Source organism: Gluconacetobacter brunescens (assembly GCF_048695475.1).
Classification (GTDB): domain Bacteria; phylum Pseudomonadota; class Alphaproteobacteria; order Acetobacterales; family Acetobacteraceae; genus Gluconacetobacter.
This window is the reverse complement of sequence record NZ_JBLHEN010000004.1, coordinates 57,379-69,286: the sequence shown is the minus strand read 5'-3', so window position 1 is coordinate 69,286 and position 11,908 is coordinate 57,379. Positions and strand designations below refer to the sequence as shown.

Below are 11,908 nucleotides of genomic sequence, written 5' to 3'. Positions count from 1 at the left end.
AGCCCCTCTTCCACCCGTTACCGCGGTAAGGGCTATTTCTTCGCATCCCTGTAGTAACACGCCGAACGCTCCGGCGGATGGGTAAGCGACTTGGAAGCCCGCGCCGCCACGCGATTCGAACTTGCTTTCAGTTCCACATCTGGTCCAGACGTGGGCCACGCATGGAACTGAAAGTGACCCAACGCATGAGCACCCCAGAAGCCCTCCCCAACGGCTTTCCGACCAGATCTCCCGAACAACATCGCCAACATCTCGTCGAGGCTTTAGCGGAACTGCGATTGATGCCGTTCGACCTCGCGGCAAAGATGGAGAAATTTGGCGACGACAGAACGCCTCAAGCGATTAACCGAAGCATTCAACGCATGCTCTCCGGAGAGACGAATGTTTCCCCTGAAATGACCGTCATCGTTTCTATGCTGCTTCGGCAGCAGCAGCGTCTCAAGGAGCGCCATCCCGATCTTAAATGGGAGGAGACGCCGCACGGTGCCTACCATACCAACGTCGAGAACTGGCACGTCTATCTCTCACCACAAACCCGAGGGCGTTGGATCCTTTCATGTGCAGCCGGTCAGAACAGGAGTGATTACAGTCCGCCGTTCGGTCGCTGGCTCGACACCCTGGATGAAGCGAAACACAAGGCCCTCGTGGAAATTGAAGAGGGAATGAACGATCTTGCTGAGCTAAATCACGAGCGTCGCAAGCGTGGGATAGATTAGATTCAGACGCAAACACCGTTCGCGCTTTCCATGCCAGCCGGCCGAGCCTGAAGGCAGCTCCGCCGGCCACAGGCTGCGTCGCGGCGCCATCAGCACTGGCGCCAACGACGGCTACGATTTTCTTGAGCTGAAGTGCTTCTCCCGCACCAGTGCCTGGTCGAAATCTATATCGATTCCGCCAGTATCAAGCTGCGTCATCCTGGGCACGGTCGATTTTAGCCGCGCTCGGAAGCCCGGGTAAAAGCTGACTGGACGGCGATACTGATTGAGCACGTGACGCCGGAGGCGTGCGACCGCGCTCTGTGCGCCTGGGGCCTGACCGGCGTTACGGCCCCGCTTCGCCCCTTGCCCGTTTGGCCGCATAGAGCGCGGCATCAGCGCGCTCCAGGAGCACCTGAAATGAAATCGACATCGGTCGTCCCACGGCTATGGCCGTTCCGACGCTCAGCGTCGCGTTAATAGGCCCACCCGGTAGCAGCCGCGCATCGTGCCGGAACGCAGCCGTGAGGCGGTCCGCGATCAAGCGGACGTCATCCTCAGCCGTGAGGGGAAGAATACCCAGGAACTCGTCACCGCCGATCCGATAGATCGTCTCGCTATCCGGCAGCACACGGCGAGCGACGTCGGCGGCCATTCTGAGCAGCTGGTCGCCGGTCGCATGCCCGTGGGTGTCGTTGATCGACTTAAAATGGTCCAGATCAAAGGTCTGGAGCGCAATATCGCCCGGGCAGCCGCCCCGGCGCGCCAGCCATTCCTCCAGGGCGCGTCGGTTTCCCAGATCGGTCAACGGATCCCGCCTGGCAAGGCGGAGGTGCTCCGTCGCCTGACGCTCGCGCGGCAGCGCGATCAGCCGGGCGGTGACCAGCAACACCTCGATCATCGCCTGCGCGTTGAATGCAAGGACCGCCCACAACGCGGTCGGTTCCGCACCGAGCGGTTTCGGTAGCCAGGCCGCAAAAGGCACGCGCGTCCATTCGAGCGCCGCGTAAATGCCAAGCACCCAGGCTAACAGTCTCGCCGCAGGAATGGCCGTGCCAGATGCCAGCGAGACGTCGCGGGCGGCCAAGGCATTGAAGCCTCCCACCAGCATGATGCGTGACATCGCACAAACGACGTCGCTGGTTCTTCCGGGTTCAATGACGAAGGATAAGGCGGCCGTCGCTAAACAGCACAGCATCGCGGCCCCGATCCGTGACCGGTACCCGACCTGAATGCGAATGGCCAGCCATCCAAAACCGTAGGCCAGAGTCAGCAAGAACGCCCCAACCGGGATCCCGGCCTCACCGGGCAGGATCCACGGCGCGGTCAGAAAGAGCCCCCCTGCCCCGCCGATCAGGAAAGGCGCCGCCAGCCAGCGAGCTTTGGAAGAACGCCTGCGGCTCACCCCCGACACGAGAAACGCAAGCCCGATCAGCAAGGTGACTGCCGTGCTGTAACCGATGATAGCCGGGGCGTAGGCGGTCATGTGGCGTTTGGTTGCTGTGTTATGACGGACATTCTGGCGTCTTCATGACTTACGAACGGCCGTTTGCGCAACCAAACTCGATAGCCGAACAGGATGCCCATAAACCACACCGGGTCATTGCATCACCCGAGCCCCCGCCCCACGAGGACAGCAAGGCGCTACCGCCGGACGAGTGAGCCGCCCAATCTGCCGTCCGCCCCAAGAGTCCACGCCGGACCTAAAACTGTGCAGCGCTTGATGCGAATCGGAAGGGTGTGGGCTTTTGGGGCGAATAACTCTGTGGCGGCCACGTCGTTCATGTGGACTTTCAGGGCGCAACCTGAGGACTTTTAGGGCGGGCTCTTATCCGGAAATGCCTAAAACGCAGTAGCTTAACCAGCTTCGTCCCGTGGACTTTTAGGGCACAAACTAATAAATAGATTCAAATAATCTCCAAATAGCTCTTCGCCCCTAAAGTCCACGGCGACATAATCGTGCGTTACCCTCTAAAGGATGAGACATGGGACGTGTCCACAACCTGATTGAGCAGCATGGACGGCAAGGGGCTCTCTCCTTCGTCGAAGATCGCAAAGAGGTTGACGTCGCTTTTGATTTTATGAGCGACGAGACAGGTGGTGTTGGGTTTCTTTTCAGCGGGTGGTGTCAGGCCGCGCTACCACACAGAAAGCAGCCCGACGACCACGTTTGGGTAATCGAGACCGACCACACAAAATTACTGGTCGAACCAGGCTCCCTACACACAAGCAAGGGCGTTGTCCGGGTCGGAGTTCCTTATGGTTCGCGCGCCAGGCTCATTCTCCTCTATCTGCAAACCGAGGCTATAAAGACAAACAGCCGTGAGATCGAACTCGGTCGGAGCCTAAGAGTATGGCTCGGGAAGCTGGGGGTCTCCATCGGTGGCAAGAGTATGAAGGAGGTCAGAGATCAAGCTCTTAGGCTTTCAAGATGCCGGATGACATTCCAGGTCGCAAAGGGCAAACAAACAGGTATCGTCAATCAAAATATCGTCGACACGGCTCTTTTCACTAATGACGATACAGGTGCTCTACTTGAGACTGTAAAATTGTCGGAAGGTTTTTTTGAGCAGTTAAAGCATCACCCCGTACCACTGCAAGAGTCTGCTATCCGTGCCATCTCGAACAATAGCCAGGCACTTGATATCTATTGCTGGCTTGCCTATAGGCTCCATGCTCTACCATCCGATTGCCAGATTTCATGGCCCGCGCTGTACGCCCAATTCGGGCGCAGTTATGCACGGCTGAGAAAATTCCGTGAAAACTTTCTGGATAGCTTGAAGATTGCCCTCGCGGTTTACCCGGAGGCCGACGTTACGGCCAATGAGCACGGATTGATACTGCGGCAATCGCATCCTGCCGTCCCAAAGAGGCTTGCCAGAAAGGCGGGCCTGTTAATTTCTGATTAGCACGCTAATCAACGGTCGGCGGATCATGAATCCGATTAAAGTGAGTCCTAAATAGAGCGCGAGTATCGTCCTCACCGCGCCCCAAAACCCCACGCGGGATGGCCTCCACAGCATTGCAATGGGATATCAGACTAGGGCGCAGTTTCCGGCGCTTAGGTCTGTCATGCGATCAAGCTACGCCCTAAAAGCCCACACCATATAATTGGCGGCACGTTGCCGACGACGGTAACGCGAGACCTGCCCTCCGCCCTCAAAGTCCACGGATTGATAGTGGCTCACGGCGCAAGGCATTTCGACTTGAAGATATCAAACTCGCTCAGATATCTGCCCTAAACTGCGGATCGCCCCAAAAGTCCACAGCTCCCAAACCGCCGGCGGCATCAGATCGCTACCATCAAACCGCGTCTGCTTTGTCATGGCGCCCCAAGAGGCCACACACTGATTAATCTCGCAAAGTGCGCATTCAAGGCGCCCCAAAAGCCCACGGGACTCGCTCCCGTCGTCTTCACCTGAGGGGAGCCCGACGGTGCCGAGCGCAATGCACGCCAGCAATACCCATCTTGACCCCTCGGCGCCGCACCTGGGCTTTTAGTCTTGCTTCCCTACCGTCACCCGCACAGCGATGGCGTCCGAGGAGGTTCCAATGTCCGCCCCGCTGAGAGTGGTGGTGGTCCCTCCGGCGGACTGTGACTCAAGGCCTGGTGTTGTTGCCCGTCGAAGTCTTATTCCGACCGCTTCTGAAGCTTCGCGAGTATCTGAGATATTTCGCGCAACTCCCGGCTCAACTCGAAATACTCCGCCGAAATCTTCCGTCGCCGGGAATTCAAGCGGGCTCGCTGAGAGACAAGTTTCTCAATATCGATTACGCTTCCCTTCCCTCCACCGTCAGCCCTCGCCTTCTCTCGAAATTCTTTTCGAAACTTTAATAGTCTGGGCCGACCTACTTCAGGCCGAATTAATCCATTCGACTTCGCGGCTTCGAGCTCGATATCCGTCATACTCGTCAGGACATAGGCGGCCGAATAACTCGCAGGTAGCTGCTCCTCCGGCACTTTTCCGGCGTGGACAAAGCGAGCCACGCTACGCAGCATCGATGCAACAGTGTCGCCAAATGGCAAGATCTTCTCAGAACTGCCTTTGAGGCGATCTCTCTGCTCTTCGCTAAGGGACGCGTCGAGATTCAACAGCGCGTTTCCCATGGCAAGGGACGCGTGGCCAGACTTTATGAAATTTCTATAGATGATCTTACGTTGTGTTATCAGAACGCGGAGCTTCGCTTCGTCCTCAATCAACCCTGTGTCACCAAAGACCTCCCGTAGGGTCGTCAAAAGTCCTTCGTCGATCTCGATTAATTCGTTTTGTGCGACACTGCGCATATCGGACGCCATAATTTCCGACGCCTTCTCCGCAGTGAGCGGCTCATCATTACCTTTGAGTTTGCGAGCCGCATTTCTGGAGATCTTCACGTTCACAGGTCCACCTCATGCTTAATCAAGTCCCACAAAAGTTCGACGTCCTTGGACCCTCGCGCGTCCTTGATGTCGACGGCTGTGAGCCCGCCATCGTTATGAACATGCATGTCTTCAGCCACGGGTATTTCGACAGGCAAGACCCGAGCAAATTTTGCGATCTGCTGCCTTGCTTGCCTAAAGCTCTTCGTCTGACGATTAACCCTAGAGAACACCACAAACGACCTTATGCCGGCTTTCTTTAGCGAGAGCAGGTATGGCGTATTGCTTGATATATCGTCGTGAGTTGATCCGGTGGGCACTAAAACTATATCAGCCATCTCCGCAAGGCCTAGGAATGCGTCCGCGTTGTTCTCCAGTGCTGGAGGTGTGTCGATGATGACGATTTCATGTTCGTCAACGACGTCCTCCGCTCCCCTCCACTTGTTCAGAGGCATCGCAATGACGGGGAAGTCTGCAACGCTAGGTATTACTTTCTTCGTCTCGTGCCGTGCGCTCGACCACTTTGAGAAAGTCTGCTGCGGATCGAAATCGATCCCGGCCACGTCAAGTCCTTCCCGTGCGGCGCACACCGAGATGCAGCGCGATAGAGTAGATTTTGACGTCCCCCCCTTCACGCTCGCGATAAGAATGGTCTTTGCTTCTGAAGCCATTGCTAACCCCATAATTCTGTGCGCACGGGCGGTCATTTTTACACATGTAAAAAGTCCAGACAGCCATTGACGCACGTGGCACCGGTGAACCTCGTGGGTCATTTTTACATGTGTAAAAATGACCTGCCTGGATACGTAAATACAGGTCCACTTGCGGTGTCAACGTGAATGCGTCGACCCGCGTTCGTTTTTTTCTCGTGCCCGCCGATCTGAGAAAACGCCGCACCGACAGGAGCCCTCTTGTCGTTGCCTCTATACACCCCCCCTACCCCGGCACATTCGATTGTCGCAGGAGGGGAATGAAAAAGCGGGGAGAAGAGAACGGAAGGAATGGACACGCACCACATGGTGGGGAGGGGATCAATCGGGTGGGTCCTCGCCATGCTCGCCGGCTACGCCGCCTGCGCGTGCCTGCGGTCCCGGCGCAAAGCGCCGCCGTATGATCCCCTCCCCACCATGTGGTCGCGCGAATGGGTCAAGAGAGAAAAGGACCCAGACAGTGACGCTCCATATCCTCGCCCATGGCCTGCCCGATCCAGACGGACCCGCACGACCGGTCGCCGGCCGCCAGTTCGAGGCGCTCAGTGAGCTCGAGACACTGGCCGGTGTGACCGACCGGGTGGCCTTCTGGCGCCGGTTCAGCCACCTGCCCCTGCAATATCGCGTGCGGCGGGGCCAGGAGGTCCTGCATCAGAGCGTCCATGAGCGGATCGCGAAAGGCGAGCTGACATCCGAAGAGACCCCGAAGGAGCGGGCCCTGCGCGCGCTCAAACGGGCAACGACGGCTTTCATCGAGCCTAGTGATCCGACCGCGCAACCGCTGCCGGACGTCGTCGACGCACTCGCCCGATCGGCCGACGCGGCACGCGACGCCGGCGCGACGGCGCTCGAGATCATCGATGCCAGCGAGGGGCTGGAGCATTAGAGCCTCCCCGCCCCTGCCCTCAACACCCTGACCCATCATAGCGGCCACCTCCAGGTGGCCGTTCGTCTTTTCGCGCCCCCGGCCAGCTCGCTGCGCCGGGCGATCGCGCATGCCCGGAGCCCTTCCATGGCCGATTTCGGAACCCAGTTCAGCCTCTTCGACAGCACGCCCCTCAGCGGGAAAGATACCTGCCTCTATTGGGGCGACCTGGAAGGAGAAGACGCCGACGCCGCGCCGGTCGCGCTAGCCAAGGCTCTCGCCGAAGCACCGGCCGTCGTGCCGCAGCGCGATTTCCGCCTGACGGGCCTCCGTGGCCTGGCCATGGGTTGGCAGGCCCGCGCGCGGGATAACGTGGCCGCCATCCGGCTGCTGGGAGAGCTTGAGCGAGACGAGCGCAACGCGACCGCGGCCGAGCAGCAGATCCTCAGTCGCTTCGTCGGCTTCGGCGCCGGCGATCTGGCCAACAATCTGTTCCCCCGCGCAGGCGACACCGTTGGCCGCGGCTGGGAAGAGATCGGCGTCGAATTGACCGCCTGCACCAGCGAGACCGAGCGCGCGGCGCTGGCGAGGGCGGTGCAATACGCCCATTACACCCCGGAATATATCGTGCATACGATCTGGGACTTCCTGCTCGCGCGCGGCTTCCAGGGCGGCTCCGTGCTCGAGCCCGGATGCGGCACCGGGCTGTTCATCGCCACGCGACCCGCGAAGCTCGACGGCAGCATCGCATTCACCGGCATCGAGATGGACGCCGTGACTGCGCGGATCGCCCGGCGCCTGTATCCCCGGCAGTGGATCCGCCAGGAGGATTTCACCAAGGCGAAGCTCGACAGCGGATACGACCTCGCGATCGGCAATCCGCCGTTCTCCAACCGGACCGTCCATAACGCCGACGACCGTGCCCTCTGGGGCTTCAGCCTCCACGACTATTTCATCGCCCGGTCGATCGAGGCCCTGCGGCCAGGCGGGATCGCGGCGTTCGTGACCTCGCGTCATACGCTCGACAAGAGCAGCACGACGGCAAGGGCACACATGCAGGGGATGGCAGACCTGCTGGGTGCGGTCCGGCTGCCGGCAACGGCGATGCGCGCCGACGCCGGAACCGACGTCGTGGTCGACGTCCTGGTCTTCCGTCGTCGCGGAATCGGCGATCTGCCGGGCGATGACCGCTGGCTGGAGAGCGCGGAGATTCCCGACACCGATCTCGGCGAGGGCGCTCTGCACGTGAACCGCTACTATCTGGATCATGGCGAGCAGGTCCTCGGACGGCATGCCTGGACCACGACCCAGTTCGGGCCGGACTATACCTGCGAGCCAATCGCCGGCATCGCCCTGGACGAGGCGCTGCCGATCGCGCTCGGCCGCATCGCACCGGACGTCCGTTTCCCGGCACCGATCGACGGTCGGATCGTGGCGCCGGCGGCCGACGGCCGCCAGATCGGCACCGCAGCGGATGGTGCCGACCTGAAAGAGGGCAGCTACTTCCTGGAAGGCAGCGTGCTGCACCAGATCGTCGCCGGACGATCGAGCCGGGTCCTGATCCGGAAAGGCGAGCAGAAGGAGGGCCTGTTCCAGAAGCACGCGCGCATCATCGAGGCGCTGATTCCGGTGCGTGACGCTGCCCGGCGCGTGCTGCGCGCCCAGATGGAAAGCCAGCCGTTCGCGAAAGGGCAGGGGGACCTGAAGCGCGCCTATCAGGCGTTCGTGCGGCAGTTCGGACCGATTAACCTGACGAAGACGACGGTGCGGGTGAATGAGACCTCAGGCGTCGAGACCGAGACGCAGCGGCGCCCGAACCTGCAGCCGTTCTACGATGACCCGGATGTGTGGCTGGTCAGCTCGATCGAAGAATATGACGAAGCGACGGAGACGGGCAGGCCCGGTCCGCTGTTCACCGATCGCGTCATCCATGCGCCGGTGGAGCCGGAAATCCATTCCGCTCACGACGCCCTGGCGGTCTCCCTGCACGATACCGGCCGCGTCGACATTCCGCTGATCGCGGAGCTTCTCGGGCGGTCCGAGAGCGACGTGGTGACGGAACTCGGCTCGGCGATTTTTCTCGATCCCGCCTTTACCTTCCCGGGCCGGGATTCCTACGTCACGGCCGATGCCTATCTCAGCGGACCCGTGCGGACCAAGCTGGCGAAGGCTCGCGAGGCCGCCAGCCATGACGGCCGCTACGCCCGCAACGCGACGGCGCTGGAGGCGGTGCAGCCCGAAGACCTGCGGCCCTCCGATATCACCGCCCGACTGGGCGCCCCCTGGCTTCCGGTGAGCGACGTCACGGATTTCGTTCGCGAGGTGCTCGGGGTGGAGACACGGATCCACCACACCGCGCAGGTGGCGTGCTGGAGCGTCGATAAACTGCCGTTCGCCGGAAAGGCCGAGGCGACGTCGGTCTGGGGCACGGAGCGCCGCCACGCGGGCGAACTGCTGGAAGACGCGCTGATCCAGGCCAGTCCGAAGATCTACGACACCTGGACCGACCAGGACGGCGAACATCGTGTGCTGAACACGCAGGAGACGGAAGCGGCCAAGGAAAAGCTGGCGGCGATCAAGAGCGCGTTCTCAACGTGGGTGTGGCAGGACGCCGAGCGCGCGGATCGCCTGGTGCGGCTCTACAACGACACCTACAACAACCTGGTCGCCCGCAAATTCGACGGCGCGCATCTCCGCCTGCCGGGCGCCAGCACGACGATCCGGCTGCGCGAGCATCAGAAGCGGGTCATCTGGCGGATCATCGCCACGGGGGGCACCTACATCGCCCACGCCGTGGGGAGCGGCAAGACGTTCTCGATGTGCGCGGCCGTGATGGAGCAGCGCCGCCTCGGTCTGATCTCGAAGGCGATGATCGTCGTGCCCGGGCATTGCCTGGCGCAGATGGCGCGCGAGTTCCTGATGCTCTACCCGACGGCGAAGATCCTGGTCGCCGACGAGACCAATTTCGTGAAGGAGAAACGCCAGCGGTTCCTGGCGCGCGCCGCGACAGGGAATTGGGACGCGATCATCATCACCCACGATGCGTTCAAGTTCATTCCGGTCGAAGCCGCGTTCGAGCGGCAGATGATCGAGGCGCAGATCGCCTCATACGAGGAACTTCTCGACCAGGTGGACGGCGAGGACCGTCTCTCGCGCAAGCGCATCGAGCGGATGAAGGAGGGTATGGAGGCGAAGCTCGAAGGCCTCGCTGCCCGCAAGGATGACCTCGTGCATCTGGGCGAGATCGGGATCGACCAGATCCTGGTCGACGAGGCGCAGCAGTTTCGCAAGCTCAGCTTCGCGACCAACCAGTCCGACCTGAAGGGCATCGACCCGAACGGCAGCCAGCGGGCGTGGGACCTGTTCGTGAAGACGCGCTATCTGGCGGAGCAGAATCCGGAGCGTCCGCTGATCCTGGCCTCTGGCTCCCCGATCACCAACACTCTTGGCGAGCTCTACACCGTGCAGCGCTACATGGCGCTGGAGAGCCTGCAGGAACGCTATCTGCACGAGTTCGATCCGTGGGCGGCGAATTTCGGGGAGACCCGCACCGAACTCGAACTGCAGCCGAGCGGCCTTTACAAGCCGGTGACCCGCTTTACCGAGTTTGTGAACGTCGCCGATCTGATGGCGATGTATCTGCATTTTGCCGATGTCGTGCAGCAGGAGGACCTGCGCCGCTACGTGAATCTTCCGGCAATTCATGGCGGACACCGCGAAATCGTCGTTGCGCCGGCGAATGACGACTTCCGCGCCTACCAGAAAGTGCTGGCCGAGCGCATCCGCGTCATCGAGAACCGGAAGGCGCGTCCCCAGAAAGGCGACGACATCCTTCTGTCGGTGATCAACGACGCGCGGCACGCCGCGATCGATCTCCGGTTCGTCGAGCGCGACCCCGCGAACGAGAATGCGCCCAGCAAGCTCGACGTCATGATCCGCAACGTGTTCCGGATCTGGCAGGAGACGTCGGAGAACCGCTACACCAACGCGGAAACCGGCCGTCCGTATGATCTGCCCGGCGCCGTGCAGATGGTGTTCTCCGATCTCGGCACCGCAGCCGCCGAAGGGAAGCGCGGCTTCTCGGCGTATCTGTGGATGCGCGACGAGCTGGTGCGGATGGGTGTGCCGCGCGACCAGATCGCGTTCATGCAGGACTACAAGAAGGCGGCGGCCAAGCTCCGCCTGTTCGGTGACCTGAACAGCGGGCGCAAGCGGATCCTGATCGGCTCGACGGCGACCATGGGGACGGGCGTGAATGCCCAGCAGCGGCTGATCGCACTGCACCACCTCGACGTGCCCTGGCTGGTCTCCGATATCATCCAGCGTGAGGGGCGGATTGAGCGCCAGGGCAATCAGAACCCGGTCATCCACATCTATGCCTACGCCCAGGAGGGATCCGTGGATGCCACGAACTGGCAGTTGCTGGAGCGCAAGCTGCGCTTCATCTCGCTCGCTATGTCTGGGGACCGCTCGATCCGACGCATCGAGGACGTCAACGACGACGGCAATCAGTTCGCCATGGCCAAGGCGCTCGCGTCAGGCGATGCGCGGCTGATGCAGAAGGCAGGGCTGGAGGCGGAACTGGCCAGGCTCGAACGGCTCCATGCCGCGCATTACGACGACCAGTTCGCGGTGCGACGCGCGATCCAGGCCGGCGAGCGGGACATCGCCAGGGCGAACGAGCTGCTTCCGAAGATCGAGGCGGACATCGCGCGTCGGGAACCGACGCGGGGCGACGCATTCCGCTTCGAGGCGCCGCGCGGCGCGATGGCAGAGCGGGAGAGGGCAGGGGCCTTTCTCCTGGGGCAAGCCCGGATGGCCGAGAAGCAGGGAGAAGAGGGACGCTGGGTCCTCGGCCGCATCGGCGGTTTCGACATCGTGCTCGAAGCGTGGGTGCAGCGGTTTCGTCTGGACGAGAAGCGCAAGGTCGAGGCCACGCTGGCGATCGATTTCAGCCACGGAATCGCGGGGGTAGAGTTTGACACAGAGACCAAGCCGCTCGGGATTGTGTCCAAAATCGAGCACGCGCTTCTGCGTCTGGACTCTACTCACGCCGAGGTGCTGCGCAGCCGGGCGGACGCCGAGGCGCGTGTGCCCGCGTATCGGGCCCGGCTTGACGTCCCGTTCCGCGAGCAGGCGCTTCTCGACGAGAAGTGGAACGCGCTGGCCGAACTGGAGGCGGAGCTTGCGGCAGCAGGCCACCCTGCCGAGAACGACAATGATGCGGACCAGGTGAACAATGCAGCGGCCGGAGAGAGTGCGGTTGCTGCGTAGGGGA

7 protein-coding genes are annotated in these 11,908 nt (G+C 61.5%); 4 read left to right on the top strand and 3 right to left on the bottom strand.

Annotation, left to right across the window (positions count from 1 at the left end; all coding sequences use genetic code 11):
* Positions 1-161: 161 nt before the first annotated feature.
* The gene (locus ACMAUO_RS20405; RefSeq protein WP_420358743.1) at positions 162-716 is read left to right on the top strand and encodes a hypothetical protein; all 555 of its coding nucleotides are present in this window, start codon (positions 162-164) and stop codon (positions 714-716) included.
* 325 nt (positions 717-1,041) lie between these two features.
* Here ACMAUO_RS20405 and ACMAUO_RS20400 read toward each other — a convergent pair whose 3' ends face one another.
* Positions 1,042-2,181 carry a GGDEF domain-containing protein gene (locus tag ACMAUO_RS20400; protein ID WP_420358742.1) on the bottom strand — a complete coding sequence of 380 codons (1,140 nt, stop codon included), beginning with the start codon at positions 2,179-2,181 and terminating at the stop codon, positions 1,042-1,044.
* Positions 2,182-2,680: 499 nt separating this feature from the next.
* Between ACMAUO_RS20400 and ACMAUO_RS20395 the strand changes: the two genes are divergently transcribed.
* Positions 2,681-3,604 carry a replication protein RepA gene (locus tag ACMAUO_RS20395; RefSeq protein WP_420358741.1) on the top strand — a complete coding sequence of 308 codons (924 nt, stop codon included), beginning with the start codon at positions 2,681-2,683 and terminating at the stop codon, positions 3,602-3,604.
* A 722-nt stretch (positions 3,605-4,326) separates the two neighbouring features.
* Here ACMAUO_RS20395 and ACMAUO_RS20390 read toward each other — a convergent pair.
* Complete coding sequence (locus ACMAUO_RS20390; RefSeq protein WP_420358740.1) at positions 4,327-5,076, bottom strand: hypothetical protein; 750 nt, start codon at positions 5,074-5,076, stop codon at positions 4,327-4,329.
* Positions 5,073-5,726 carry a ParA family protein gene (locus tag ACMAUO_RS20385; protein WP_415528733.1) on the bottom strand — a complete coding sequence of 218 codons (654 nt, stop codon included), beginning with the start codon at positions 5,724-5,726 and terminating at the stop codon, positions 5,073-5,075. Before ACMAUO_RS20385 ends, ACMAUO_RS20390 begins: the two co-directional genes overlap by 4 nt.
* Before the next feature lie 499 nt (positions 5,727-6,225).
* Between ACMAUO_RS20385 and ACMAUO_RS20380 the strand changes: the two genes are divergently transcribed.
* Complete coding sequence (locus ACMAUO_RS20380) at positions 6,226-6,651, top strand: hypothetical protein (RefSeq protein ID WP_420358739.1); 426 nt, start codon at positions 6,226-6,228, stop codon at positions 6,649-6,651.
* 126 nt (positions 6,652-6,777) lie between these two features.
* A complete protein-coding gene (locus ACMAUO_RS20375) occupies positions 6,778-11,904 on the top strand; it encodes a helicase-like domain-containing protein (protein WP_420358738.1) in 5,127 nt (1,708 codons plus the stop codon).
* Positions 11,905-11,908 lie beyond the last annotated feature (4 nt).